27 protein-coding genes and 1 tRNA gene are annotated in these 25765 nt (G+C 72.1%); 8 read left to right on the top strand and 20 right to left on the bottom strand.

Annotation, left to right across the window (positions count from 1 at the left end; genetic code table 11):
- Window positions 1–105 precede the first annotated feature (105 nt).
- The 3 genes from QCZ28_RS03975 to QCZ28_RS03965 all read right to left on the bottom strand — a co-directional run bounded on the left by QCZ28_RS03975 (window position 106) and on the right by QCZ28_RS03965 (window position 3577).
- Entirely contained in the window at window positions 106–939 is an 834-nt protein-coding gene (locus tag QCZ28_RS03975) for a DUF4328 domain-containing protein (protein WP_279515239.1), read from the bottom strand.
- Window positions 940–1011: 72 nt separating this feature from the next.
- Window positions 1012–2421 (bottom strand): amidase family protein, encoded by a 1410-nt coding sequence (locus tag QCZ28_RS03970; RefSeq protein WP_279515238.1) that lies wholly within the window; start codon window positions 2419–2421, stop codon window positions 1012–1014.
- 13 nt (window positions 2422–2434) lie between these two features.
- Window positions 2435–3577: a cystathionine gamma-synthase gene (locus QCZ28_RS03965; protein ID WP_279515237.1), complete on the bottom strand. Its 1143-nt coding sequence runs from the start codon at window positions 3575–3577 to the stop codon at window positions 2435–2437.
- 97 nt (window positions 3578–3674) lie between these two features.
- On the opposite strand from QCZ28_RS03965, the gene QCZ28_RS03960 reads away from it, so the two are divergent.
- The 4 genes from QCZ28_RS03960 (at window position 3675) to QCZ28_RS03945 (ending at window position 6597) form a co-directional block, all read left to right on the top strand.
- The gene (locus QCZ28_RS03960) at window positions 3675–4097 is read left to right on the top strand and encodes an HIT family protein (RefSeq protein ID WP_279515236.1); all 423 of its coding nucleotides are present in this window, start codon (window positions 3675–3677) and stop codon (window positions 4095–4097) included.
- 76 nt (window positions 4098–4173) lie between these two features.
- A complete protein-coding gene (gene msrA, locus QCZ28_RS03955) occupies window positions 4174–4836 on the top strand; it encodes a peptide-methionine (S)-S-oxide reductase MsrA (RefSeq protein WP_279515235.1) in 663 nt (220 codons plus the stop codon).
- A 325-nt stretch (window positions 4837–5161) separates the two neighbouring features.
- The gene (locus QCZ28_RS03950; RefSeq protein WP_279515234.1) at window positions 5162–6091 is read left to right on the top strand and encodes a ribonuclease Z; all 930 of its coding nucleotides are present in this window, start codon (window positions 5162–5164) and stop codon (window positions 6089–6091) included.
- Entirely contained in the window at window positions 6088–6597 is a 510-nt protein-coding gene (locus QCZ28_RS03945; RefSeq protein WP_279515233.1) for a GNAT family N-acetyltransferase, read from the top strand. The genes QCZ28_RS03950 and QCZ28_RS03945 overlap by 4 nt, the downstream gene beginning before the upstream one ends.
- A 145-nt stretch (window positions 6598–6742) precedes the next feature.
- Here QCZ28_RS03945 and QCZ28_RS03940 read toward each other — a convergent pair whose 3' ends face one another.
- Window positions 6743–8113: a cystathionine beta-synthase gene (locus QCZ28_RS03940; protein ID WP_279515232.1), complete on the bottom strand. Its 1371-nt coding sequence runs from the start codon at window positions 8111–8113 to the stop codon at window positions 6743–6745.
- Between the two features lie 72 nt (window positions 8114–8185).
- Window positions 8186–8542, bottom strand: coding sequence for a YkvA family protein (locus QCZ28_RS03935; protein WP_030328742.1), 357 nt, complete (start codon window positions 8540–8542; stop codon window positions 8186–8188).
- A 150-nt stretch (window positions 8543–8692) separates the two neighbouring features.
- On the opposite strand from QCZ28_RS03935, the gene QCZ28_RS03930 reads away from it, so the two are divergent.
- From QCZ28_RS03930 to QCZ28_RS03920, 3 genes are all read left to right on the top strand, one after another.
- The gene (locus QCZ28_RS03930; RefSeq protein WP_279515231.1) at window positions 8693–9745 is read left to right on the top strand and encodes an SGNH/GDSL hydrolase family protein; all 1053 of its coding nucleotides are present in this window, start codon (window positions 8693–8695) and stop codon (window positions 9743–9745) included.
- Window positions 9742–10554 carry an SGNH/GDSL hydrolase family protein gene (locus QCZ28_RS03925; RefSeq protein ID WP_210858126.1) on the top strand — a complete coding sequence of 271 codons (813 nt, stop codon included), beginning with the start codon at window positions 9742–9744 and terminating at the stop codon, window positions 10552–10554. Before QCZ28_RS03930 ends, QCZ28_RS03925 begins: the two co-directional genes overlap by 4 nt.
- 78 nt (window positions 10555–10632) lie before the next feature.
- Window positions 10633–11892 (top strand): acetyl-CoA C-acetyltransferase, encoded by a 1260-nt coding sequence (locus tag QCZ28_RS03920; protein ID WP_279515230.1) that lies wholly within the window; start codon window positions 10633–10635, stop codon window positions 11890–11892.
- 7 nt (window positions 11893–11899) lie between these two features.
- Here QCZ28_RS03920 and QCZ28_RS03915 read toward each other — a convergent pair whose 3' ends face one another.
- The 4 genes from QCZ28_RS03915 to QCZ28_RS03900 form a co-directional block, all read right to left on the bottom strand.
- A complete protein-coding gene (locus QCZ28_RS03915; protein WP_279515229.1) occupies window positions 11900–12220 on the bottom strand; it encodes a hypothetical protein in 321 nt (106 codons plus the stop codon).
- Window positions 12221–12266: 46 nt separating this feature from the next.
- Window positions 12267–13025 carry a Bax inhibitor-1/YccA family protein gene (locus tag QCZ28_RS03910; protein WP_279515228.1) on the bottom strand — a complete coding sequence of 253 codons (759 nt, stop codon included), beginning with the start codon at window positions 13023–13025 and terminating at the stop codon, window positions 12267–12269.
- A 154-nt stretch (window positions 13026–13179) separates the two neighbouring features.
- Window positions 13180–13995: a Bax inhibitor-1/YccA family protein gene (locus QCZ28_RS03905; RefSeq protein ID WP_030328756.1), complete on the bottom strand. Its 816-nt coding sequence runs from the start codon at window positions 13993–13995 to the stop codon at window positions 13180–13182.
- Window positions 13996–14102: 107 nt separating this feature from the next.
- Window positions 14103–14183: transfer RNA gene (locus tag QCZ28_RS03900), tRNA-Leu, on the bottom strand.
- A gap of 101 nt (window positions 14184–14284) precedes the next feature.
- Between QCZ28_RS03900 and QCZ28_RS03895 the strand changes: the two genes are divergently transcribed.
- A complete protein-coding gene (locus tag QCZ28_RS03895) occupies window positions 14285–16135 on the top strand; it encodes a hypothetical protein (RefSeq protein ID WP_279515227.1) in 1851 nt (616 codons plus the stop codon).
- A gap of 125 nt (window positions 16136–16260) precedes the next feature.
- Here QCZ28_RS03895 and QCZ28_RS03890 read toward each other — a convergent pair whose 3' ends face one another.
- From QCZ28_RS03890 to QCZ28_RS03840, 11 genes are all read right to left on the bottom strand, one after another.
- A complete protein-coding gene (locus tag QCZ28_RS03890; protein WP_279515226.1) occupies window positions 16261–17592 on the bottom strand; it encodes an NAD(P)/FAD-dependent oxidoreductase in 1332 nt (443 codons plus the stop codon).
- Window positions 17593–17694: 102 nt separating this feature from the next.
- Window positions 17695–18255, bottom strand: a complete 561-nt coding sequence (locus QCZ28_RS03885) for a hypothetical protein (protein WP_279515225.1) — start codon at window positions 18253–18255, stop codon at window positions 17695–17697.
- Window positions 18256–18327: 72 nt separating this feature from the next.
- The gene (locus tag QCZ28_RS03880; protein ID WP_279515224.1) at window positions 18328–19770 is read right to left on the bottom strand and encodes a DUF58 domain-containing protein; all 1443 of its coding nucleotides are present in this window, start codon (window positions 19768–19770) and stop codon (window positions 18328–18330) included.
- Window positions 19770–20777, bottom strand: a complete 1008-nt coding sequence (locus tag QCZ28_RS03875) for a MoxR family ATPase (protein ID WP_279515223.1) — start codon at window positions 20775–20777, stop codon at window positions 19770–19772. The genes QCZ28_RS03880 and QCZ28_RS03875 overlap by 1 nt, the downstream gene beginning before the upstream one ends.
- Window positions 20777–21361, bottom strand: coding sequence for a hypothetical protein (locus QCZ28_RS03870; protein WP_279515222.1), 585 nt, complete (start codon window positions 21359–21361; stop codon window positions 20777–20779). The genes QCZ28_RS03875 and QCZ28_RS03870 overlap by 1 nt, the downstream gene beginning before the upstream one ends.
- On the bottom strand, window positions 21358–22140 hold the full coding sequence (locus QCZ28_RS03865) for a DUF4129 domain-containing protein (protein WP_279515221.1): 783 nt from the start codon (window positions 22138–22140) through the stop codon (window positions 21358–21360). Before QCZ28_RS03865 ends, QCZ28_RS03870 begins: the two co-directional genes overlap by 4 nt.
- A gap of 22 nt (window positions 22141–22162) precedes the next feature.
- Window positions 22163–22876 carry a uracil-DNA glycosylase gene (locus tag QCZ28_RS03860; protein ID WP_279515308.1) on the bottom strand — a complete coding sequence of 238 codons (714 nt, stop codon included), beginning with the start codon at window positions 22874–22876 and terminating at the stop codon, window positions 22163–22165.
- Between the two features lie 19 nt (window positions 22877–22895).
- The gene (locus QCZ28_RS03855) at window positions 22896–23582 is read right to left on the bottom strand and encodes a dienelactone hydrolase family protein (protein ID WP_030328776.1); all 687 of its coding nucleotides are present in this window, start codon (window positions 23580–23582) and stop codon (window positions 22896–22898) included.
- A gap of 198 nt (window positions 23583–23780) precedes the next feature.
- Window positions 23781–24317, bottom strand: a complete 537-nt coding sequence (locus tag QCZ28_RS03850; protein WP_279515220.1) for a hypothetical protein — start codon at window positions 24315–24317, stop codon at window positions 23781–23783.
- A gap of 130 nt (window positions 24318–24447) precedes the next feature.
- Window positions 24448–25419, bottom strand: a complete 972-nt coding sequence (locus QCZ28_RS03845) for a hypothetical protein (RefSeq protein ID WP_279515219.1) — start codon at window positions 25417–25419, stop codon at window positions 24448–24450.
- Complete coding sequence (locus QCZ28_RS03840) at window positions 25416–25748, bottom strand: PadR family transcriptional regulator (protein WP_030328782.1); 333 nt, start codon at window positions 25746–25748, stop codon at window positions 25416–25418. Before QCZ28_RS03840 ends, QCZ28_RS03845 begins: the two co-directional genes overlap by 4 nt.
- Window positions 25749–25765 lie beyond the last annotated feature (17 nt).

The following is a 25765-nucleotide window of genomic DNA, read 5'->3' as shown; positions in this document are numbered from 1 at the left end:
GGCCGACCGGGCGCGGCCGACCGGACCGGGTTGATCCACTCGGGATCCTGAAAAACGCGGTATCCGGGCCGCCCGGACAACGCGACTTCATGAATCCCGAGTGGATCACGAAGTTGGTGCGGCCCCCGGCACCTCCATGGCGGGTTGAGCCGCCGCAGCGGCGGGCCAGGTTTGGGCCGGCCAGACCGGGCCGGTCGGCCACTGCGGGGTGGCGCCGGCGATCCGGGCCTCCTGGGCAGCGGAGATCCGTCGGATCAGCAGGATCAGCGTCACCGCCGCGATCACACAGCCCAGCGCGGGCAGCGCGCTGCGAAGCAGGGAGTCCTGGTACAGGTCGGCGTACGCCTGGTAGCCGGCGTCGTCGAACGGGATCTCCGGCAGCTTCTCGTACGCCCGGTCGTCGGCGCGGCTGGCGAGCCGCTCACCGACGCTGAACACCAGCCAGGAGCACCACCAGACGGCCACGATCGCTGGCGTGGCCCGCCGCCAGAGGCTGTCCCGGGCCACTGCCGCCACGACCCGGGCCGGCACCACGAAGTTCGCGAAGGGCACCAGCCAGCCGGCGATCGCCCAGCCGGGCCCGAAGGCCGGCTCGGCGCCGGGGAAGGCGTCGGTGTTCTTGCGGGCCCGCCAGGTCCAGATGATCACCAGTACGGCGGCGGTGAGGTGTACCACCGTCATGATCAGCGCCATCACCGCGACGATGATCGCCGCGAGGCGAAGCAGGTCCGGGTTCTCGTTGGCCATAGCCCGCCGGGCCAGCACCATGCCGATCAGCGAGGACAGCACCACCGCCAGGTAGAGCACGGCGGTCACGCCGACGGCGACGATCGCCGCCAGGCCGATCCCGCGTACCCGGTACGTCGGTAGCCCTGGCGTGACGGCGGGCTGGCCGAGCGGCGTGAAGCACCGCGGGCAGTACTGGTTTTCGGGGGACATGGCGTCCCCGCAGGTCTGGCAGCGCATTGGTGTCCCCCGGTCCACGCGACGATGCGCGCACACCGTAGACGATCATGCGGAGGTCGGCGACCCCGTTCCGACCCGGGGGTAGCCGGGTGCGTGGCGTGTCCACGGGGCGGCCATCTCGAACTGGCCGGCCACACCGAGCAGCAGCAGCTCCGAGCCGGGCGGACCGACCAGCTGCACGGCGACCGGCAGGCCGTCCGGGCGGCGACCGACGGGCACGACGACCGCCGGCAGGCCGGCGATGTTCCAGGGCGCGGCGTACGGGGCGTACCGGATGTTGGCGGACATGTTCGCCCGCCAGGACCGCTCCGACCAGCGGGCCGCCTCCGGTGGCGCGCTGGCCAGCGCCGGGGTGAGCAGCAGGTCGACCGAGTGGTCGGTGAAGAAGTCGACCGACCGTTGCCGCCAGGCCACCCGGTCCGCCTCCCGCACGTAGCCGCGGCGCTGCGCCCACTCGCCCAGCGCGACGTGCCGCCGGGTACGCCGTTGCAGACCGCGCCGGTCCAGGCCGGACGCCCGGACGTCGGTGGCGGCCGCGGCCAGCCAGGTGGCGATGCCCTGAAGGCCGAGCGCGGTGGGGTAGACCGGGTCCGCCGGCACCGTGTCGTGCCCGGCCGCGGCGAGGAGCCGACCGGCGGCGGCGACCGCGTCCCGGTTCGGCGCGTCCGGCGCGACACCGCGCACCGGGGACCGCAACGAGACGCCCACCCGCAACCGCTGCGGCGGGACGAGCTTCTCGGGGCGCCGGCCGGCGAGCACCGAGAAGCCGACCGCCGCGTCGGCGACCGTGCTGGTCAGCATGCCGTGCTCGGTGAGACCGAACCAGTCGTCGGCACCGAGCTGGCAGGGGACCACGCCCCGGCCGGGCTTGAGCCCGACCAGCCCACAGCAGGCCGCGGGAATCCGGATCGAGCCGAGACCGTCGTTGGCGTGCGCGATCGGCACCAGCCCGGCGGCGACCGCGGCGGCCGAACCGCCCGAGGACCCACCAGGGGTACGCGTGCTGTCCCACGGGTTACGGGTCACCGCGCTGTCGTCGTCGGTGAGTGCCCACAGCCCCAGCTCCGGCATCCGGGTCACGCCGAGGATCACCGCGCCGGCGCCGCGCAGCCGACGCACCACCTCGTGGTCGGCCTCCGCGACGTCGGTGCGGGCGGCGGCCGACCCGTTCCAGGTGGGCAGGCCGGCGACCGGGGTGTTCTCCTTGACCGCCACCGGAACCCCGGCCAGCGGCAGGTTCGCCAGGTCCTCCTGCTCGTCGACCTTCTCCGCCTCGGTGATCGCCTCACCGCCGCGAACGGCGCGGAACGCGGCCAGCTCACGGTCGGCTCGGGAGATGTACTCGAGGTGGTCGGCGACGACCTGGGTCGCCGAGACGTCACCTCGGCGTACGCCCCGGGCGATCTGCTTGGCGGTCGCTCCGACCCAGGTCGCCATGATGTCCTGCACGGCCATCCTTCCCCAGCGGTCAGCCCAGCGCCTGCTCCAGATCGGCGAGTAGGTCGTCGACCGTCTCGATGCCGACAGACAGTCGCACGAGATCGCCGGGAACTTCAAGCGGCGAGCCGGCAGCACTTGCGTGTGTCATCCGGCCCGGGTGCTCGATCAGGGATTCCACGCCGCCCAGCGATTCGGCGAGCACGAAGAGCTTGGCCCGGTTGCAGATGTCCACGGCGTGCTCCTCACCACCGGCGGCGCGGAACGAGATCATGCCGCCGAACCGGCGCATCTGCTTGGCGGCCACCTCGTGACCGGGGTGCGAGGGCAGCCCCGGATAGATCACCTGGGCGACCTTGGCGTGCCCGTCGAGGTACCCGGCGAGCCGCTCGGCGTTGTCGCAGTGCCGGTCCATGCGTACCCCGAGGGTCTTGATGCCCCGCAGGGTGAGCCAGGCGTCGAACGGGCCGTTGACCGCGCCCATCGCGTTCTGGTGGTAGCGCAGCTCCTCACCGAGACCGGCGTCGGCGACGACCAGCGCGCCACCGACCACGTCGGAGTGCCCACCGATGTACTTGGTGGTGGAGTGCACCACCACGTCGGCGCCGAAGGCGATCGGCTGCTGGAGGTACGGCGAGGCGAAGGTGTTGTCCACCACCAGCAGGGCGCCCGCGTCGTGTGCCACGGCGGCCAGGGCGGCGATGTCGGCGATGCCGAGCAGCGGGTTGGTCGGCGTCTCCACCCAGACGATCTTCGTGCGACCGGGCTGCACGGCCGCCCGGATCGCGGCCGGGTCGGAGACCTTGGCCGGGGTGAACTCCAGGCCCCAGCGCTGGGCGACCCGGGCGAAGAGCCGGTACGTGCCGCCGTACGCGTCGTCCGGGATCACCACGTGGTCACCGGGCTGGCACACGGCCCGCAGCAGGGTGTCCTCCGCCGCCAGGCCGCTGGCGAAGGCGAGCCCCACCGGCCCGCCCTCCAGCGCCGCCAGGCACTCCTGGAGCGCGTCCCGGGTCGGGTTGCCGGACCGGCTGTACTCGTAGCCGAGGCGGGGTGCGCCGACGGCGTCCTGGGCGTACGTGCTGGTCTGGTAGATCGGTGGGATCACCGCGCCGGTGCGGGCCTCAGGGTCCTGGCCGGCGTGAATGGCGAGCGTCTCGAAGCCGTGACTCATTCTGGTGAGGCTAGTGCCCTGTCGGAGAGGGCTGGAACGGAACCCGCGCTCCCGGGCGGACGCCGGGCCGCCAGCGGCGTCGGCATAGCCTGGCCCGATGAGCGGTTGCGTGTTCTGCGGGATCGTGACGGGCGAGGTGCCGGCGTTCCGGGTGGCCGACACCCCGGACGGGGTGGCGTTCCTGGACACCCGGCCGGTGTTCAAGGGGCACGTGCTGGTGGTGCCCCGGGCGCACCTGGTGACGCTGGCGGAGTTGCCGGCCGACCTGCTGCCCGGCTACTTCGCCCTGGTCCAGCGGCTGGCGGTGGCGGTGGAGACCGCCCTGGGCGCCGGTGGGACGTTCGTGGCGATGAACAACAAGGTGTCCCAATCGGTGCCCCACCTGCACACCCACGTGGTCCCGCGGACCAAGGGCGACGGGTTGCGGGGCTTCTTCTGGCCGCGCACCCGGTACGTCGACGACACCGAGGCCCAGAGCTACGCGGACCGGGTGGCGGCGGCGTTCCCGGCCGGGGCCTGAGTCACTGTCACGCGGGTAAGGAAGCAGGACTCTCTGGTGTTGCACGCTGCGAGTGGTACGAGAGGAGATCCCCACCGTGTTTCTGCGCCGTATGAAGGCCGAAATGGTGACGCCCGACCAGGCCCTGCCGGGCCGCCCGATCGCCATGCCGGTCGCTGACCGCCACGAGGTGCTGGGCACCCCGTTGAAGGGCCCGTTCCCGGAGGGCCTTCAGGTGGCGGTCTTCGGCATGGGTTGCTTCTGGGGCGCCGAGCGGCTGTTCTGGACGCTGCCCGGTGTCTACACCACCTCCGCCGGTTACGCGGGTGGCATCACCAAGAACCCGACGTACGAGGAGACCTGCTCCGGCCGGACCGGGCACGCCGAGGTCGTCCAGGTCGTGTACGACCCCAGCAAGATCAACTATGAGGATCTGCTGAAGGTCTTCTGGGAGAACCACGACCCGACCCAGGGCATGCGCCAGGGCAACGACGTCGGCACCCAGTACCGCTCGGCGATCTACACGACCAACGACCAGCAGCGGGCCATCGCCGAGTCGTCCCGGGACGCGTTCCAGCCGATCGTGACGCGCGCCGGCAAGGGTGAGATCACCACCGAGATCGCCCCGCTCGACAGCTACTACTTCGCCGAGGACTACCACCAGCAGTACCTGGCGCCGACCAAGAACCCGAACGGGTACTGCAACCACGGCCCGAACGGCCTGAGCTGCCCGGTCGGCGTCGCCCGCGTCGGCGGCTGACCAGCGCGGGCATTCCCGTTCGGCCCTGTGATCGAAATCCGTTGCCGAGCCCGACGAGAACTCGATAACGTGGCCGTACACGTGAAAGGAGGTGGTCCAGACTTGTATAGCAATCGGACTCGTGAGGTGGCTGTCAGCTAGCCGCTGTCCTCGACAGTGATCGGCCCGCCGCGAGGCGGGCAACAGCACCATCGTCGAGACCGTGTGGCAGCGGTGCGGCGAATTCCAGGCAGCCACCCGACCCCCGGGGCGCCGGCCCAGTCCAGCCGGCCCGTGCGACAGCGCGGAGCGCCCCGGGGGTCGCTGCATATCCGCAGGAGTGGCCATGTCCATGCGCGAGTTGGTGGTCCTGGGGACGGCCAGCCAGGCACCGACCCGTCAGCGCAACCACAACGGGTACGTGCTGCGCTGGGACGACGAGGTGATCCTCTTCGACCCGGGCGAGGGCAGCCAGCGCCAACTCCTGCACACCACGGTCACCGCCACCGACCTGACCCGGATCTGCGTCACCCACTTCCACGGCGACCACTGCCTCGGCCTGCCCGGCACCATCCAACGGCTCTCCCTGGACCGGGTGGCGCACCCGGTAGCCGTGCACTTTCCGGCCGGCGGCGCCGAATACTTCGCCCGGCTGCGGCACGCCACCTCCTTCTACGAGACCGCCGAACTGCTGGTCGAGCCCATCGAGGCCGACGGGCAGCGCATCGCCCTGCGCTGCGGCACGCTGGAGGCCCGCCGGCTCCGGCACCCCATCGAGACGTACGGCTACCGGCTGGTCGAGCCGGACGGGCACCGGATGCTGCCGGAGAAGCTGGCCGCGTACGGCATCGTCGGCCCGGCCGTCGGCGAGCTGATCCGCGTCGGGCACCTCGACCTCGACGGACGCCGCGTCACCCGGGCCGAGGTGAGCGTGCCCCGACCGGGGCAGCGGTTCGCGTTCGTGATGGACACCGGCCTCTGCGACGGGGTCTACGCCCTCGCCGAGCACGCCGACCTGCTGGTCATCGAGTCGACGTTCCTGGAGTCGGAGGCCGCGTTGGCCGCCGAGGTCGGCCACCTGACCGCGGCACAGGCCGCCCGGGTGGCGACCGAGTCCGGGGTACGCCGACTCGTGCTCACCCACTTCTCCCAGCGCTACAGCGACCCGCGCCGGTTCCACGACGAGGCGCGCGCGCACTTCGACGGTGAGCTGATCGTCGCCGAGGATCTGACCACGGTGCAGCTTCCGCCGCGCCGGGTAGCCTCGGCCGGGTGACCATCACGCTCCGCTCCGCGACCGGAGGCGATCTGATGGCGGTGGGGGCCCTGCACCAACGCTCCCGGGTCGCCGCGTACTCCGCGTTCCTGCCGGCCGAGGCGCTGGCCGACCCGACACCGGAGGCGATGGGTCGGTACTGGGTCGAGCGGTGGCTGTGGGAGCGGGACACCCACCGGATGACAGTGGCCGAGCGGACCGGAGTGCTGGTCGGGTTCAGCCACCTGGGCCCGGACGACGAGGACGACCCCGCCACCGGGCTGCTCAACGCGATCCACCTGGACCCGCGCGAGCAGGGCCGGGGCGTCGGTCGCGCGCTGATGGTGGACGCCCTGGACGCCATGCGTGCCAGGGGGTGGCGTCGCGCGGTGCTCTGGGTGCTCCGGGACAACGCCCACGCCCGCTCCTTCTACGAGCGCGGCGGCTGGACGTCAACGGGCATCGAACGCGAGGAGCACATCGGCACGGCCCTCACCCCACAGGTCCGCTACGCCCGCCCTCTCTGAGCAGTCCTCGCCCGCGCCTTTGCTCTGCTTACCAATAAGCACCAGCGGTGTCGTGACCACGGGTGGTGCGTATGCGTATGCAGAGCAAAGGGCGCGACAGGGTGGCCCGGCACCCCGCCCGCAGACGGGGCACCGGGACGGGGACTCAGTGGGCTCCCAGGTGGGCCAGGAGGTCCTGGCGGGTCAGGACGCCCTTGGGCTTGCCGTCGACCAGGACCAGCGCCGCGTCGGACTTCTCCAGCATGCCGACCGCCTCGCTCACCGGCTGACCACCACCGATCATCGGCAGCGGGTCGCCCATGTGCCGCTCGATGGTGTCGTGCAGGTGAGCCTGACCGGTGAACAGCGCGTCGAGCAGGTCCCGCTCGGCGATCGAGCCGGCGACCTCACCGGTCACCACAGGCGGCTCGGCCTTGAGCACCGGCAGCTGCGAGACGCCGTACTCGCGCATGTAGTCGATCGCGTCGCGGACCGTCTCGGTCGGGTGCACGTGCACCAGCTCAGGCAGCCCGCCCGGCTTGCTGGCCAGCGCGTCGGCCACCGTCGGCTCGGCGCCGGAGTTGTCGAGGAAGCCGTACCGGGCCATCCACGAGTCGTTGAAGATCTTCGACAGGTAGCCCCGGCCGCCGTCGGGCAGCAGCACCACCACCACGTCGTCCGGGCCGGCCCGGCGGGCGACCTCCAGCGCGGCGACCACCGCCATCCCGCAGGAACCGCCGACCAGCAGCCCCTCCTCGCGGGCCAGTCGCCGGGTCATCTCGAACGACGCCTTGTCGGAGACCTCCACGATCTCGTCCGCGACGCCCCGGTCGTACGTCTCCGGCCAGAAGTCCTCACCGACGCCCTCGACCAGGTACGGACGGCCGGTACCGCCGGAGTAGACCGAACCCTCCGGGTCCGCCCCGATGATCCGGACCCGGCCCTCGGACGCCTCCTTGAGGTACCGCCCGATGCCGGAGATCGTGCCGCCGGTGCCGACGCCGGCCACGAAGTGGGTGAGCCCACCCTCGGTCTGCTTCCACAGCTCCGGGCCGGTGGTCTCGTAGTGCGAGCGGGGGTTGGCCGGGTTGCTGTACTGGTTGGGCTTCCAGGCGCCGGGGATCTCCCGGGTCAGCCGGTCGGAGACGTTGTAGTACGAGCGCGGGTCCTCCGGCGCGACGGCGGTCGGGCAGACCACCACCTCGGCGCCGTACGCCCGGAGCACGTCCTGCTTGTCCTGGCTGACCTTGTCGGGGCAGACGAACACACACCGGTAGCCCTTGAGCTGGGCCACCAGGGCCAACCCGACACCGGTGTTGCCACTGGTCGGCTCGACGATGGTGCCGCCGGGCTTGAGCAGACCGGCAGCCTCGGCGTCCTCCACCATCCGCAGCGCGATCCGGTCCTTCACCGAACCGCCCGGGTTGACGTACTCCACCTTGGCCAGCACGGTGGCCTGGATGCCCTCGGTGACGTTACGCAGACGCACCAGCGGGGTGTTTCCGATCATGTCGACGACGTTGTCGTAGTACTGCACGGTGTGCCCTTCGTTGCGGCGCCGACGGTGGCGACCGGGAAGACGGTTCCTCGCCGCCCAGCGTACGTGTCGTCAGGGCACCAACCCCCCGGGGATGACCGAGCTGCGACGGGCCTCCCACTCCAGGAAGCGATCGGTTTCGGCGAGCACGCTGCCGGCCAGCCACGTGACCATGACGGCGTCGTCGGCCAGCCCGAAGATCGCCAACGGGATCTCCGGGAGCAGGTCGATCGGCGAGACGATGTACGCCGTCGCCGCGGTCATCAGGGCCAGCCGAAGGCCGCCGTCGTACTCCCCCTTGGCGGTGGCCCGGATCATCCGGGGCAACGCGGCCAACCGGGTGCCGATCGACGGCCCGTTGCGCGCCCCCGCCGCCAGGGCCCGCGCCAGGGCCGTGAACGCCGCGCTGCGTTTCAGTGTCTTACCCATCGTCGCGCTCCTCTCCGCCGGATCAGCGTGGCGGGTCGGCGCAAGTCGGCCGGCCTCTCCCATTCAGATACCCCGTCGCGTCGGGTTCCAGGCACCCGGGTGCCGTCACGACGACAGCGGGGTGTCGGACCAGCGCGATAATGTCGCGGTATGGGGGTGGCAGATTCCGTCGTACCCGGTAGTGAACGCTGGCGGCAGGCCCGGCGGCTCGTCCGGCTGGCAGCCATCGGGACAGGCGCCACCGCGGCGGCCGCGGTGGCGACCGGCGGGGTGCTGGTCGGCCAGGCCCGGCAGGCTCGACGGACCATCCCGATGGCCGAGGCGCCGCCACCCCGCTGCGATGGGATGTACGGCGCGAAGTTCCCCGGCCCGGCGCTCACCATGGTGGTGCTCGGTGACTCGTCGGCGGCCGGCTACGGCGTGCACCGCCGCCGGGAGACGCCCGGGGCGCTGCTCGCCACCGGCCTGTCCCGTCGACTGCACCGGCCGGTGCAGCTGCACCGCTTCGCGGTGGTCGGCGCCATCTCGGCGGCGCTACGCCACCAGGTGGAGGCGGCGCTGGAGTGCCGGCCCGACATCGCGGTGATCCTCATCGGCGGCAACGACATCACCAACCGCACCCCGCGCGGCCTCGCGGTGCGCTACCTGGTCGAGGCGGTGCACACCCTGCGCGACGCCGGGTGCGAGGTGGTCGTCGGCACCTGCCCCGACCTGGGCGCGATCCGCCCGATCCAGCCACCGTTGCGCTGGCTGGCGCACCGCTGGAGCCGCCAGCTCGCCGCCGCCCAGACGGTGGCAGTGGTCGAGGCGGGCGGCTGGACGGTCTCCCTCGGTGACCTGCTCGGCCCCCGGTTCGCGGCCGAGCCGACCCGGATGTTCGCCTGGGACCGGTTCCATCCCTCCGCCGAGGGGTACGCGATGGCTGCCGCCGCGCTCCTGCCGACGATGCTCTCCGCCCTCGGCGCGACCCCGGAACGACGGGCCACACCGATGCGCGGCGACGGCGTACGGTCGCTGCCGGAGGCCGCGCAGGAGGCGGCCCGACACGCCGGCACGGAGGTCAGCGGCGTCCAGGTGCGGGGCCGCGACCGAGGGCCGGCCGGCCGGTGGGCGCAGTTGCGCCGACGGGCGTTCTTCGGTGTCGGTGCGGTGCCGCAGCACGGGTCCGCCTCGGACACCTCGACAGTGGAGGGACTGGCATGAACGAGCGCAGCGCGCGGAGCGTGACCTCCGGCCTCGCCGGCCGACTGGGTCGGGCGGCGGCGTTCTCGCTGCTCGCCGGCACTGTCGGGGGCGCCGCCGTCCTCGCCGGTGAGGCGTTCGTCGCCCGGCACCGACGCTACGCCCAACCGGAGCTGGGCCTGGCCCTGCGTGCCACGATCGGCCGGGCGGGCGCTCCTCCGCTGCGACTGGTGCTGCTGGGCGACTCGTCGGCACTCGGTGTCGGTGTGGACCGGCTGGAGGACACCATCGGCGGGCAGTTGGCCAACCTGCTCGCCGAGGGCCCGACCGGCCGCCGGGTGCACCTGTCCAGCGTCGGCGTGTCCGGGTCCCGCTCGACCGACCTCGCCACCCAGGTGGCCCGGGCCCTGCTCGGTGAGCGGCCCGACGTGGCGTTGATCCTGATCGGCGCGAACGACGCCACCGGGCTGCGCCGGCCCGCCGACGCGGCGGCCTACCTCGGTGCCGCGGTGCACCGGCTGCGTGAGGCGCGTGTCGAGGTGGTCGTGGGCACCTGCCCCGACCTCGGCGCGGTGCGTGCGATCGCTCCTCCGCTGCGCCAGGTGGTCGGCTGGTCCGGGCGTCGGGTGGCCCGCGCGCAGACCAGCGCCGTGTTGCAGGCGGGCGGCTCGGTGGTCGACCTGGGCACCGAGACCGGGCCGGTGTTCCGGGCCGATGCGGGGACGCTCTGCCCGGACCGTTTCCACCCCTCCGCCGATGGTTACCGGGTGTGGGCGCACGCGCTGCTGCCCGCCATCGTCGCGGCGGCGGCGGCCACCACCCGGCGCTAGATCGTCGCCGGCCACTGGTGACATTTCCCGCTGTGCCGGCTTCTTCCGCGCATGTTACCGGCGGGTTAACGTTGGTCCATGCCGATTGAGTCGTCCCGCGACGCCGTCATCGTCGCCACCGCCCGCTCCCCCATCGGCCGGGCGCACAAGGGTTCCCTGCGCGACGTCCGCTCCGACGACCTCGCCGCGACCATCGTCCGAGCCGCGCTGGACAAGATCCCCGCGCTCGATCCGACCACGATCGACGACCTCTACCTCGGGTGCGGCCTGCCCGGCGGCGAACAGGGCTTCAACATGGCCCGGGTGGTGTCCACCCTCCTCGGCCTGGACACTGTCCCCGGTGCCACGCTGACCCGCTACTGCGCCTCCTCGTTGCAGACCACCCGGATGGCGATGCACGCGATCCGGGCCGGCGAGGGCGACGTGTTCGTCTCCGCCGGCGTGGAGATGGTCTCCCGCTACGCCCGGGGCAGCTCCGACGGGCTGCCGCCCGAGGCGCAGGCACTGGTCGGCGGCGGCTGGGAGAACCCGCGCTTCGCGGCGGCCGGCGAGCGCTCGAAGCGCCGCGCGCAGGGCGGCGCCGAGGTGTGGTCCGACCCGCGCGAGGCCGGTGAGCTGCCCGACATCTACCTCACCATGGGGCAGACCGCGGAGAACCTGGCCCAGGTGTACGACGTCACCCGCGCCGACATGGACGAGTTCGGCGTACGCAGCCAGAACCTCGCCGAGAAGGCCATCGCCGACGGCTTCTGGGCCCGGGAGATCACCCCGGTCACCACGCCGGACGGCATGGTGGTGAGCACCGACGACGGTCCCCGGGCCGGCGTCACCCTCGACGCGGTCGCCGGTCTGAAGCCGGTGTTCCGCCCGGACGGTCGGATCACCGCCGGCAACTGCTGCCCGCTCAACGACGGTGCGGCAGCAGTGGTGGTGATGAGCGCCCAGCGGGCCGAGGAGCTCGGGATCACCCCGCTGGCCCGGATCGTCTCGACCGGTGTGACCGCCCTGTCGCCGGAGATCATGGGTCTCGGGCCGGTCGAGGCGTCCCGGCAGGCGCTGCGCCGAGCCGGTATGACGATCGACGACGTCGACCTCGTCGAGATCAACGAGGCGTTCGCCGCGCAGGTCATCCCCTCCTACCGCCAGCTGGGCATCCCCGAGGAGAAGCTGAACGTGATGGGTGGGGCCATCGCTGTCGGCCACCCGTTCGGCATGACCGGCGCGCGGATCACCGGCACCCTGCTCAACGCGCTGGAGTGGCACGACAAGACCATCGGTCTGGAAACCATGTGCGTGGGCGGCGGTCAGGGCATGGCCATGGTGCTCGAACGGCTCTGAGCCGCCCTCAGAGCGCGCCGCGGGTCGCCGTCACCTCGGCGGCGGCCCGGGTCAGCGCCTCGGCCCCCGGGTCGGCGGCCAACAGGTCCGCTGTGACCACCCGCAGCTGGTCGGGCAGGGCCAGGTCGTTGTCGAGCCGGGGCACCACCCGCCGGGGCTGCCCCTCGGCGTCGGCCGCCAGGTTGGCGACCTCCTGCACCAGGCGGTGCACGAGGTCGGCGCGGGACACGTTGCCGGCGGTCGCGGCCGCCGCCCACCGCGGCTGCTGCCAGTGCGCGATCTGACCGACCAGCAACCGCACGGCCTTGTCCAACTCCGCTGCGCTCATCGCCGCCGAGTCTACGGCCGGCACCGACCGCGCCGGGTCGGGCCGGTCAGCGGCGCAGGTAACTGAGCAGCCGCAGCAGCTGCCAGTAGAGGAAGACCAACCCGGTGAGCAGGCCGAACGCGCTCAGCCACGCGTAGCGACGGGCTCGACCGTCGCGCACCGAACGCTCGACGAGATCGAAGTCGAGGATGAAACTGAACGCCCCGGCGATGATGGCCACCACCGAGATGGCGTACGGCACCCAGCCGACCTCCCCGCTGACGCTGTAGCCCGCCAGGCCCGGCCGCCCGGTGATCAGGTACGACACCAGGTTGAGCACGCTGAGCACGGCGATGCCGAGCAGGGTGCCGATCACCAGGCGGGCCAGCCGGGGCGTCGCCCGGATCACCCGTGCCCGGTACAGCACCGCCATGCCGAGGAAGACGCCGAAGGTGCCGGCCACCGCCTGCACCACGATGCCCGGATAGACCTGCTCGAAGGTGCGGCTCGCCACCCCCAGCAGCAGGCCCTGCAGGATGGCGTAGCCGACGATCGGCACCGGGTTGGTGATTCCCCGCAACGAGATGACCAGGACCAGCGCGATCGAGGCGAGCGCGCTGCCGGCCAGCGCGGCGCCCAACCACACGGCGTCGGGAATCACCGCCCAGGGCACCGCCGCGGCGACGCCGGTCACCAGCAGCAACCCGACGGTACGGACCACCACGTCGTCGACGGTCATCGGCTCGACGTCACGGGAGCCGAGCACCCGGGCCTCCACCCGACCGGCCTCGTCCAGCCGGTTGAGCACCGGGTTGTTGCTGCGCACCGTCGCCTCCTCCGCCCGCGTACCCCAGGGCTTGTGTCAAAGCCTCGCAGTCACTCTGCCCCGGGCGGGCCGGCGGCGGCGGGGAAACGGCGCGGACGACGGCGCCCGCCCCCAACGACGTTGGAGGCGGGCGCCGGTCGCAGTGCGGACGAGGTCAGTCGTCGCCCTGGAAGTAGCTCAGCAGGCGCAGGATCTCGATGTAGAGCCAGACCAGGCTGACCAGGATGCCGAACGCGGCCGTCCAGGAGTAGCGCTGGGGCAGGCCCATCCGGACGCCGTCCTCGATCTCCTTGAAGCTGAGCACGAAGCTCAGCGAGGCGACCACGATGCAGACCAGGCTGAAGCCGATGGCCAGCGGGCTGCCGTCACGCAGGCCGGTGTTGACGCCGAACAGCGCCAGCACCAGGTTGATCATCATGACGGCGAAGAGACCGACCATCACGGCGATCATGCCCTTGACGAAGGCCGGGGTGGCCCGGATGACCTTCGCCCGGTAGAGCATCGCCATCAGGAAGAAGATGCCGAAGCTGGCCGCGGCGGCCTGGAGCACGATGCCGTCGTAGGCCGTCTCGAACGCCTTGCTGACCATGCCGACGAAGACACCCTCGACGACCGCGTACGCGATCACGAGCGCCGGGTTGGCCATCCGGGAGAACGAGATGATCAAGCCGAGGACCAGGCCGACGACCGCCGCGCCGATCCAGGCGGTACCGACCAGCGCGTCGGGCACGAGCACCCAGGCGGCCGCGGCGGTGATGCCGAGGATGCCGAGCAGAGCGACCGTCTTGACGACCACGTCGTCGACGGTCATCGGCGCCACGGTCGGCGGCGCGGCCGGGTAACCGGCCTGGGACGGGTACTGCTGGGGAATGCCGGGCTGTCCGTACGGCCCGGCCGGGGCGTACCCGGCGGAGCGCTCCCGCTCGGCCGCCTGGCCGAGCCGGGCGAGCACCGGGTTCGAGGTCTTCACTGTCTGGCCTCCCTCAGGGGGTCGTGTGCACGTGAACGTGCCCTCCAAGAGTAAACGGCGCAGTCACGTCTTGGAGATCACGAATGAGAATGGGTGAGGTCGACCGGTGCCCGGGGCGGGGGTCGAACCCGCACGCCTTTCGGCAGCCGCTTTTAAGGCGGCCGTGTCTGCCGTTCCACCACCCGGGCGAGTGACACCGGCGCGCCGACACGCCTGGTGCAATGTCACCGTAGCCGGTCTGCGGCGACCCGGCGTACCCCGCCGGCCTGGCCACATTAGGGTCGATGCCGTGAGCAGCGCAGCCCCCACGGCCCCCGACGCCGCCCCTGAGCAGGCATTCCGCCTCGCCGATCAGGTCAACCGCCGGCCCCGGGCCACCCGGCTGCTGGCCGCCGTCCGCCGTCACCGGGCGGATCTGCTGGCCGCTCTGATCTTCGTGGCGCTGGCCGGTTGGCTCACCCACGGGCTGTGGCCCGACCCGGGAGCCCGCACCCTGGCGCTCAACCCGGAGGACCAGACCCTCTACGAGTGGTTCCTGGCGGTGGACGCCCGCGCGCTGCTCGGCGACTTCGACCTGCTCACCGACCGGCTCAACGCCCCCGACGGGGTCAACCTGATGGCCAACACCACGGTGATCGCGCTGGGTGTCATCTTCGCGCCGGTCACCCTGCTGCTGGGCGCACCGGTCACCTTCGCGCTGATCGCCGCCGGCAACCTCGCCGGCACCGCGCTCGCCTGGTACCTGCTGTTCCATCGGACGCTGCGCGCCCGCCGGTTGGCCGCCGCACTCGGCGGCGGGCTGTGCGGCTTCGGACCCGGCATGGTCTCGCAGACCAACAGTCACCTGCACATGACCGCCCAGTGGCTGGTGCCGGTGATCGTCTGGCTGGTGGTCCGGCTGCTGCGGGCGGCCGACCCGGGGCCCGGGACACCCGACGGGACCGGCGCCACCGGGCCGGACCGTCGACGGTTGTTCACCTCCGCGGCGGGGCTGGCCGGCGCGGTCACCGCGCAGGTCTTCATCGGCGAGGAGGTGCTCTTCCTCGCCGCGATCACGCTGCTGGTGATGGCGATCAGCTACGCCGTGGTGGACCGGGACCTGGCCCGCCGGGCGCTCCCCGGGTTCGCCGCAGGGTTGGCGATCACCGCCGGGCTCGCGCTGCTGGTGCTGGGCTATCCGCTGTGGTTCCAGTTCGCCGGGCCGCAGGGAGTCGCCGACGGGATGTTCACCCCGGCCTACTTCTCCGCCGACCTGAGCAGTTGGTGGACCCTCTCCCCACTGTCGGTGGCCGGCAGCGACGAATCGGCCCGGCTGACCACCGGCCCCGCCGAGTACAACACGTTCCTCGGCTGGCCACTGCTGCTGGTCACCGCGGCCTGCGCGATCTGGGCCGGGCGACGCCGGCTGATCTTCGCCTGCGTCGTGGCAGGCCTGGTGATGGGGGCGCTCTCGCTCGGCCCCGAGGTGGTGTTCGGCGGCACCAGGACGGCGGTCCCCGGCCCGTACGCAGTGATCGGAGGGCTGCCGGTGGTGGACGGGGCGTTGCCGATGCGGTTCGCGTTGGCGCTGCTGCCGATCGTCGCGACGCTGCTGGTGCTCGCTGTCGACCGGGCTCTGGGCAGCACCGGTCGGGCACGACGGCTGGTGCCACTGGCCGTCGGGGTGGCGCTGCTGCCGCTCTTCCCGACCCCGCTGCCCACCGCCGGACGACCAGCCGTGCCGACATTCATCAGCGGCGGCCACTGGCGGCAGTGCGTACCACCGGGCGGGATGCTGGTCCCGGTGCCGTTGCCGACGCCGAAGGAGCCCTGGCCGATGCGCTGGGCGACCGCCGCCGACGCCGCTTTCGGGCTGCCGGAAGGCTTCTTCATCGGCCCGTACGGAAGGCGCGGCGCCGCGGCGATGGGCACCTTCAAACAGCCCACCTCCGCACTGCTCGCCGATGTCGCCCGGCGCGGCGACCAACCGGCCATCGGCGATGAGCAGCGCCGCCAGGCCGCCCGCGACGCGGACTTCTGGGGTGCCTCCTGTGTGGCGCTGACCGACGACGCTCCGCACGCGGAGAGCCTGCGGGCAACCCTGGAACAGCTCTACGGCCCGCCCACCCGCATCGCCGACGCCTGGACCTGGCGGGTCTGACCACGCCTCACGAGACCCAAAACCCCGCCGATCTTGCACTTTCCGCTCGGACAAGACGGACCAAAAGGCGCATCACAGCATCCGAAAGTGCAAGATCGACGGGGTTAGTGGGTCTGGGGTCTGGGTCAGACGCGGGGCGCGCCGACGGGCTGGGATGCCTCGACGAACTCCTCGCGCGGGTCGTGCAACTGACCCAGGGCGACCACCTCACGCTTGAGGAAGAACGCCAGCGACCAGTCCACCACCACGCGGACCTTGCGGTTGAACGACGGGATCCGGCTCATGTGGTACGTCCGGTGCATCACCCAGGCCGGCCAACCGGTCATCTTGATCCCGTACACCTGGGCCACGCCCTTGTGCAGGCCGAGGCTCGCCACGCTGCCGACGTGCTTGTGCTTGTAGTTCACCGGCTCACGGCCCCGGACCACGGCCACGATGTTGTCGGCCATCCGGGCGGCCTGACGCACCGCGTGCTGGGCGCTCGGCGAGCAGAAGTTGCCCGGCTCCTTCGTGAGGTCCGGAACGGCGGCGCAGTCACCGGCGCTCCAGGCACCCTCGACCACCTGGTCACCGTCGACCACCTGAAGGGTGGGCAGGCAGGTGATCCGCCGACGGTCGTCGCGCGGGAAGTCGGTCGCGTCCAGCATCGGCGACGGCTTCACACCGGCCGTCCAGACGATCGTGTCGGAGCGGAAGCTGTCACCGTCGGAGAGCTTGACCACCCCGTCGACGCAGGACTCGAGCCGGGTGTCCAGCCGGATGTCCATGTTCCGCTTCAGCAGCTGCTGCACGGTGTAGGCGCCCATGTCCCGGTCGACCTCGGGCAGCACCCGCTGGGTCGCCTCGACCAGCACCCACCGAACCTCGTCCTGCTTGAGCTCCGGGTAGTAGCGCAGGGCGTCGCGAGCCATGTCCTCCATCTCGGCGAGCGCCTCGATGCCGGCGTACCCACCACCGACGAAGGTGAAGGTCAGCGCCGAGCGGCGGACGTCCGGATCCGGCGTGGCAGCCGCCACGTCGAGCCGATCCAGCACGTGGTTGCGCAGGTAGATCGCCTCACCGATGGTCTTGAACCCGATGCCCTGCTCGTGCAGGCCGGGAATCGGCAGGGTGCGGGAGACCGAACCCGGGGCCACGATCACGTGGTCGTAGGTGATCTCCCGGGCCGGGCCGCTGATCGGCTGCACGGTGGCCACCTTGCGGTCGTGCTCGATCCGCGTGACCGTGCCGGCCACCATCTTGCACCGGCGCAACTCCCGCCGCAGCGGCACCACGGAGTGCCGCGGGGAGATGTTGCCCGCCGCCGCCTCGGGCAGGAACGGCTGATAGGTCATGTGGGGTTGGGGGTCCACCACCATGACCTCAGCCTCACGGGAGCTGAGCTTCTTCGACAGGCGCAGGGCGGCGTACAGACCGACGTGCCCGGCACCAACCACAAGGATCCGCTTCGGATTCACGTTGGCTATCTTTCCCCGGCCGGCTCAGGTAATCCCGCTCGCGCCCCCCATCTGTGACGGAGCACAACCCATGTGACCTGCGTAACCCTCAGGTCACAGCGGTCACCGACGCCGCAGCAGCCAACCGAGCAACGCTGCCGTCCCCACCGCCACCAGCAACCCCAGCACGGTGACCCACTGGTATCCGGCTCCCCCACCCGTCCCCGCCGCCTGCAACAGCAGCACGCCCAACACGGCGGCACCCAACAGCACGGCGGCCGACCGCACCAACCAACGGCTGATCAACTCCGGGTCGACCACCGCGTCGTAGGGCAACAGCGCGGCCAGCGCGCAGAGGGTGTGCCCCAGATAGAGCAGGGCCGCGACGGCCAGCAGCCGCCAGAGCGCGACCGGACGGCCGTACCCGTCGGTGGCGAGCAGCCAACCCCCGACCGTGACCAACGACGTGAAGGTCGCCCACAGCCGCCGCGGCCCGAACGCGGGCAACAGGGCGGCGAACGCCAGGAAGAGGATCGGCCGGCCGGAAAGCACCTCCGCCGGAAACGCCAGGGCGAACCCGGCAAGCACGATGACGAAGATCGCCGCCCGCACCAGCAGCGGGGCGACGCTGATCCGGGCGACGGCGTTCCGCGTCGCCCGAGCCCGCTCCACCACCGGGTTCACCGCACTGACCTTTCGCTCACCGCTGCCGCCTTCCGTTCGCGACTGCGGGGCTCGCAAGCTCACTCCTCGCGCTCACCGGCCACCCACCCTTGGGGCCGTCGCCAACCGCGCCACGTCCCTCAGCACCTGGTCCAGACTGCCGGCGCCCGCCCAGCGCACCACCGGTACGCCGTGCTCGCGGAGCTGCCCGATCATGATCTCCCGGTCCAGGCGCCACAGCCGGTACGCCACCTCGGCCCAGCCCCGGTCCTTCGGCGACGCCAGGTCCGTCGGCAACGTGTCGACCGCCACCACGAACCGCCCGCCGCGAGCCAACCGGGCGAGCATCTGCGCCGACCGTTCGTCCAGCAGCGGGGTGAGCACCACCACCAACGCGTCCGAGGAGAGCAGCTGCGGCCCGAAGACCTGGTCGTACGGCTCGTGCGCGGACGCGTGCACCCGGACGTCGAGCAGCCACTCCAGGACGGTGAGGTACTGCCGCCGCCCGGCGGCCGGCCGGAGCCGGCGGGCCGCCGGCCCGTACTCCAGCAGGGAGACCCGGTCGCCACGGTGCAGGTAGTGCTCGGCGATCGCGGCGGTGGCCCGGACGGTGGTGTCCAGCACCGAGGCGGCGCCGTCCACCCCACCGGAGCGGCCCGCCTCGGCGAGCACGTCGAGCAGCACCACCACCTCCGCGTCCCGGTCGGAGAGGGTGGCGGCCACGTGCAGCTGCCGGGCCCGCAACGAGACCCGCCAGTCGATGCGGCGCAGCCGGTCACCGGGGGCGAAGACGCGTACGCCGGCCAGCTCGCCGCCCTCTCCGGGTCGGCGGGAGTGGTGGGCCCCGACCAGGCCGGCGGCGCGGGGCATCGCCTCCACCGCCTCGAACGGCTCGGTACGCGGGTACACCCGCACCCGGACCGGCTCGGTGATCACCGCCCGGGAGACCAGCAGACCGCCCGCCGTGGAGACCCGGGCACCGGCGGGGCCAATCGGGTGCCGGCCCCAGCGCAGCGCCTTGCCGGCCAAGTCAAGGTCCACCGCGGCACCAACCGGCACCGAGGTCACGAACGGTCGGTCGGCGACGGAACGGCCACCGTTGTTACCCGGAGCGGTCACCCCGGTCGCCGGGGCGGCACCCTGTGTCCCGTCGTCGGCGGCCTCGTCGCGGGCGAAGCCGGCCCGGTCGATCCGCAGCCACGGCGACACCCGGGACCGCATCACCACCAGGTCGTAGTCGACAGTGTCCGGGTTGCCGACGCTCACCGCCGCCGCCACGTCACCGCCCTCGACAAGCGGCCCGCCGTCACCCTGGGTGATCCACACCTGGGGCAGCGCCGTGGGCCGTCGACGCAACGCGTACGCGGTGCCCAGCGCGAACGGGGCGGCCAGCACGATCAGGTCCACCCGACCCAGCAGCACGCCGGCCACCAGCAGCAGGCCGGCGAGCAGCACCGCGCGGCCGAGCGCAGGGGTGGGCGCCCAACCGGCGGCCGGTTCCGCTTCGGTGGCCCTCGGCACTGTCGGTCCGGTCATCAGTGCCGGGGCCCGCCGGCGGCGTAGCTGGGCAGTGCGCCACTGGCCGGGGCGGGAGTCGCCTCCAGCACCTCGCCCACCACGAACGCCGGGTCGACCCGGCGCAACCACATCTCCGGGCGCAGGGTGATCCGGTGTGCCAGGGCGGGCGCGGCCACCGACTTGACGTCCTCCGGCACCACGTAGTCCCGGCCGGCGAACACCGCGCGGACCCGGGCCAGCAGCAGCAACGCCAGCGAACCACGAGGTGAGGCGCCGACCAGCACCGACGGGTGCTCCCGGGTGGCCGCGGTGAGCGACACGATGTAGCGGCCGATGGAGTCCTCCACCACCACGTCCTCCAGCGCGGCCTGCATGGCCCGCAGCGTCGCCGCGTCGACCACCGGCTTGATGTCCGCCTCCTCCCGGCGACGGCCCATCCGGCGGCGCAGCACCTCCCACTCCTCTTCGTGCTGCGGGTACCCGAACGAGACCCGCAGCAGGAACCGGTCGAGCTGCGCCTCGGGCAGCGGGTAGGTGCCCTCGTACTCGATGGGGTTGGCGGTGGCCAGCACGTGGAACGGCTCGTCGAGCTTGTAGGTCACCCCCTCCACCGACACCTGCTTCTCCTGCATCGCCTCCAGCAGCGCGGACTGGGTCTTCGGCGGCGTCCGGTTGATCTCGTCGGCGAGGAGCAGGTTGGTGAAGACCGGGCCGGCCCGGAAGCTGAAGTCGCCGTTGCGCTGGTCGTAGAGGAAGGAGCCGGTGACGTCGGCGGGGAGCAGGTCGGGGGTGAACTGCAACCGACGGAAGTCCAACCCGAGCGCCTGGGCGAACGAGCGGGCGGTGAGCGTCTTACCGAGCCCCGGCAGGTCCTCCAGGAGCACGTGCCCGCCGGCGAGGATGCCGGCGAGGACCAACTCCAACGCGTCCCGTTTGCCGACCACGACGGTGCCGACCGCATCCAGGACCGCCCGGGCCAGGTGCCCGACCTCGGCGGGGGCAATGCTCCGGTCCACGTCGTTCATCAAATACTCTCCAGTTCGGCGACGATCACCGCGAGGTCGCGCGGCGACGGGGTGCGGCGAGGCGGGGTCTCCAGGAACGTCCACAGGCGCTCACCCAGCAGGGCACGAGCGCGGGCGGGATCCGACTCACGGGTCACACCGTGTTTCAGCCGCATCCGCTCGTCGGCCAGTTCACCGAGCCGGGGCAGGACCGTCCCGGTGAACCGTTCGGGTCGGGTCGAGGACCAGTCCAGCGGCCACTCCCACCTGTTGATCGCGCTGCGCAGCGCGTCCCGGGCACCCCAGTTGTAGTTGCCGTCCTCCTCGCCGGTGCCGACCCGAGCACCGCCGGGCGGCGGGGGCGGCGGCGCGAGCAGTGCGGTGACCCGGCGCACCGCCAGCACGGCGAGCACCCCGGCGATCAGTACCGGCAGCGAGACCTGGAGGCCCACCGCGCGGAGGCCGACGAGCAGGACCGCGACCAGCGCGGCGGCCCAGGCGAGCGAACGCAGCATTGGACGCCAGCGGGAGTCGCGCGCCCCCGGACCGGTTGGCGCGGCCTCCTCCTCGAACGCGAGCAGATCGTCGATGCTGGTGCTGCTCATGGGGTCACCACCGCGGTGAGTTCTCCGCGCAGCCGGCGAAGTGCGGCGCGGGCCTGGTCCCGGGTGCGTTCGTCGACCGGGTGGGTGGCGTACCGGGCCTCCCGGTAGACGTGCGCGAACTCGGCCAGCACGTCGGTGCTGGCGATGGCCGGCACGCCCGCCTCCGGGTCGCCCTGCAACAGGCGGCTGACCAGGTCGGTGGGGGTGTCCCCGGCGAGCCTCGGCACACCGGCCGTGGCGGCGGTCTCCTCCAGCCGCACCCAGCAGGCGATCACCGCCACCCGGGGGTCGGTGTCCCGGTCGTCGAGTTCCACCAGGCCGGCGTCGAGGGCGGCGACGACCTCGCGGGCGGTGCCCTCGGCGGTACGACGGCCCCGCTGCGCCGGTAGCGCCCGGGTGGTGCGGCGCAGCGCGCCCCGGACCAGGACCCAGCAGAGGTAGCCGAGCGCGGCCAGGATGGCCAGCCCGAGCAGGGCCACGGCCACCTTGCCGACCCACTCCGGAATGTGCGCCTGGGTGGCCTCGCCCGCGTCGCGTGGCTCGATCGGGATGGACGGTGACGGCTCGACGGTCGGGTACTCCGGAACCCAGGGAACGTTGTCCGCGGCCGGTGGGATCCGACTGGCCCCGATCGACGAGTGGGCGGACGCCAGCGCGGCACCGGCGAGCAGGACGGCGACCGCGCCGACCGGCCACCACCGGCGGAGCAGGCCGAGCACCGGACTCAGCGCCGGCTCGGCCGACGGCGCGGGCGCGGGCGGGCGGGTTCCGTCTGTCATCGCCACCACCCCACGCGTCGTCTCAGTCCACTCCGGCCAACTGTCTAGCCTGGCCGAAGACGTCGTCCAACATCCCTGGTGTCAACCGCCCGGTGAAGGTGTTCTGCTGACTGACGTGGTAGCAGCCCAGCAAGTCCGGGGCGTCCGTGCCGGACCAGTGTGCCCCATGACCGAACGCCGGTCGCGGGCTGGGCGGGCGCTGCCCGTACACCGCGCGGAGCACCGGCCACCACGCGGCCCAGGCGAACGCGCCCAGCGCGACCACGACCCGCAGCGTGGGCCGGATCAACGCGACCTCACGGTGCAGCCAGGGCGCGCAGGTGTCCCGTTCCGCCGGGGTCGGCTTGTTGTCCGGTGGCGCGCACCGGACGGCTGAGAAGACCCGCAGGTCCCGCAGGGCGAGCCCGTCGTCGGCGGCGACGCTCGTCGGCTGGTTGGCCAGCCCGGCCCGGTGCAGCGCGGCGAACAGCACGTCACCCGACCGGTCACCGGTGAAGATCCGGCCGGTGCGGTTGCCACCGTGCGCGGCGGGCGCCAACCCGAGGATGGCGATCCGCGCGTCCGAGGTGCCGAAGCCCGGCACCGGCCGACCCCAGTACTCCTGGTCGCGGAAGGCGGCCCGGCGGGTGCGGGCGACCTCCTCCCGCCACCGGACCAGCCGTGGGCAGGCGAAACAGTCGCTCACCGCCGCGTCGAGGTCGGCCAGGTCGGTCGCCCGCGCTGCGCGGGCGACCACCTGTTCGGGGGTACGGGTCTCAGCCAAGCTTGGCCCGGAAGAGTTCCAGGGTGCGGGCCCAGGCGCTGGCGGCGGCGCGCTGGTCGAACGCCTCCGGCCGGTCGTCGTTGAAGAAGGCGTGCGAGGTGCCCGGGTAGTCGTAGAGGTGGCAGTCACCGCCGGCCTCCTCGATGGCCCGACGGGCGGTCTGTACGCCCTCGGCGGTCGAGGTGCCGTCCTCTTCGGAGCAGTGGATGACCGCCGCCTTTCCGGCGTAGTCGGCCCAGTCGGGGCGCATCGACTCCCAGGGCAGCACGGGATAGAACCCGGCGGTGGCGACGATCCGCTCGGAGATGGTGGCCGACCAGAGGGCCAGGCTGCCACCGGCGCAGAAGCCCACGGCACCGACCTTACCGGTGACCTCGGGCCGCCCGGCGAGATAGTCGGCCGCTCCGGCGATGTCCTTCGCCGCCTCGTCCATCCGCATCGCCAGCAGCAGCCGCTGCGCCTCGTCCGGCTCGCTGGTCGTCTCACCGTGGTAGAAGTCCGGGGCGAGGGCCACGAAACCGGCCTCGGCGAACCGGTCGGCCACCGACCGGATGTGCGGGACCAGACCCCACCATTCCTGAATGACGATGACGGCGGGGCTGGCCGTGCCGCTGGCGGGTATCGCGAGATACCCCTCGCTCGTGCCCCCGTTGCTGCGGTAGCTCACCATTTCGCCCATGGGCCGTCCTCCTAGCGGTCAGTCATCGTTGGCTGGTCGCCCAGTGGTCCTACGTGCCGGTAGCCTGCCACGCCACGCGGCCGTCGGGAAGACGCCGGAACAGTGGCATTCACCTCCTGTTCGCCCCCTGGTGACTCCGGGTACGCCGACGGCGGCGGGGAACATCCCGCCGCCGTCGACACCGGTCCGCCGCTCTGGTCAGACCTTCTTGGTCAGGCAGAGCACGTAGCCCGTCTTGCCCGGCTCGATGCTGGAGAAGATGTACCCCTCCTCGCCCTCCTTGAAGAACTGGGTGCAGGTGGTGTCGGCCTTGGCCTGAGCCTCGCTCTGGCCGTCCACCCGACCGACCACGTTGTACGCCGCGTCGGTGGAGGTGCACTCGACGACCTTGGCGCCGTCGACCTCCTCCTGCTCGGTGCCGGTGATCTCGGGCAGCTCGGCGATGCAGTCGCCGGTCTTGGCGTCCGCGGTCTCGTCCTTGTTGAAGTAGTTGCCGATCGCCGAGGCGACGCCGAACTTCAGGCCGGCGATGACGACGACGGCGAGGACCGCACCGACGATGCCGAGGACCTTCCTACCAACGGACTTCTCCGCCTTCGGCTCGGCTGGCTGCGGCTCGGTCGCCTGCGGCGACTCGCCAGCGGGCTGCTGCGGCGCGGCCGCTTGCGGCGTCTCGACGGCCGGCTCAGGGGTTGCGGCGTCGGACGCGGGGGGCGGTGCGACCTGCTCTGACACGGGGGTTCCTTCCGAGGGGTTGATGAGCAGACGACACCGTAACGATCATTGATTTTCGGTGCCGTCCCGCTCGCCTCGTCCGTTCAGCTATTTCCCAGCTTCACCCGCATGATCCAGTTCACACCTCGGCTCAGCGGGTCGGGGTGGGGGTTGGTGTCCCGCTCGGCGGCACTGCGGTGGGCGTACCGGCTGGCAGCGGCGTGCTGGTCGGGTCCGGGGTGCTGGTCGATGAACCGGGCGGGAGGGGTGCGCCCGGCGCGCGGGGCACGAAGGGCGCCTGCTCCGGGCAGTACGGGTACGCCCGCAGGTTCGGCCTGTCATAGACCTCTTCCGAGCAGTCCGGATAGCCGAGCCGGATCGGATTGCCGTTCTGGTCGAAGAGTCGGGCGTTCTCCACCAGTCGGCCCTCGCTGTCGTAGACGAAGACGTCCCGGACCCGGTCGTACTGGCTGTCGACCGAGGTCTGGTCGTAGCCGTAGTCGCCGTAGCGCATCCGGTCCTCGGCCTGCATCAGCGCGGCGAACGCGAAGATCACCAGCACCACGCTGCCGACCTGCACTGCCGAGCGCGGCCAGCGGGTCAGCTGAGCCGAGCGGCGGCCGATCCAGATGGAGGCGACCACGAAACCGATCAGCATGATCATGCCGGCGAGCAACTCACCGCCGAACCTCGGCAGCAACCCGAAGCTGCCGCCGGTGCTGATCACGGTGACCAGCATCGCCGCCAGGTAGCCCCGGAGCACCCACCAGCCGGGGCGCAGCAGGTGCAGGAAGTCGCTGGCCGTCGCGTACCCCAGGGGTGGGCCGAGACGGGTGTCCAGGGTGCGCAGCCGGCCGCGGACCCGGGCCATCGCGGTGGCCACCCGCTGGTCGAGGTTGCGCCCGCCGCCCGGTGCGGCGCCGGCCGCGGCGCGCAGCTCGGCGGCGTACGTCTCGGGCTCGCCCAGTCGCTCGAGGAGGGTGCCCTCGGCCTCGGCGGCGACCTCGGTGAGGTGGTCGGCGAGGTCCTCGGTCAGCTCGTCGCGTTGCGCGGTCGGCAGGTCGGCCAGAGCGGCCCGGACCCGCGCCACGTAGTCGGTGATCTCCTGCTCCGTGACGGTCATGCCGCCATCCCCCGATCGTCGAGCAGACTGTCCATGGTGGTGGCGAACGAGCGCCAGAGCTTGCCGGAGCGGGTCAGTTGGTCGCGCCCCGCGGCGTTGAGTGAGTAGTACTTGCGGTGCGGCCCGGATTCGCTCGGCACCACATAGGTGGTGAGCAGGCCGGCGGCGAAGAGGCGACGCAGCGTCCCGTAGACCGAGGCGTCGCCGACCTCCTCCAGGCCGGCCTCGCGCAACCGGCGCAGGATGTCGTAACCGTAGCCGTCCTCCTCCCGGAGCACGGCCAGGACGGCCATGTCGAGCACGCCCTTCAGCAGCTGTGTGGTGTCCACGCATTGCACACTACTGT

The sequence above is a fragment of the Micromonospora sp. DH14 genome, assembly GCF_029809455.1.
GTDB classification, from domain to species: Bacteria; Actinomycetota; Actinomycetes; order Mycobacteriales; family Micromonosporaceae; genus Micromonospora; species Micromonospora parva.
The sequence above is the reverse complement of the archived record's forward strand: the minus strand, read 5'-3'. Positions and strand labels throughout refer to the sequence as shown.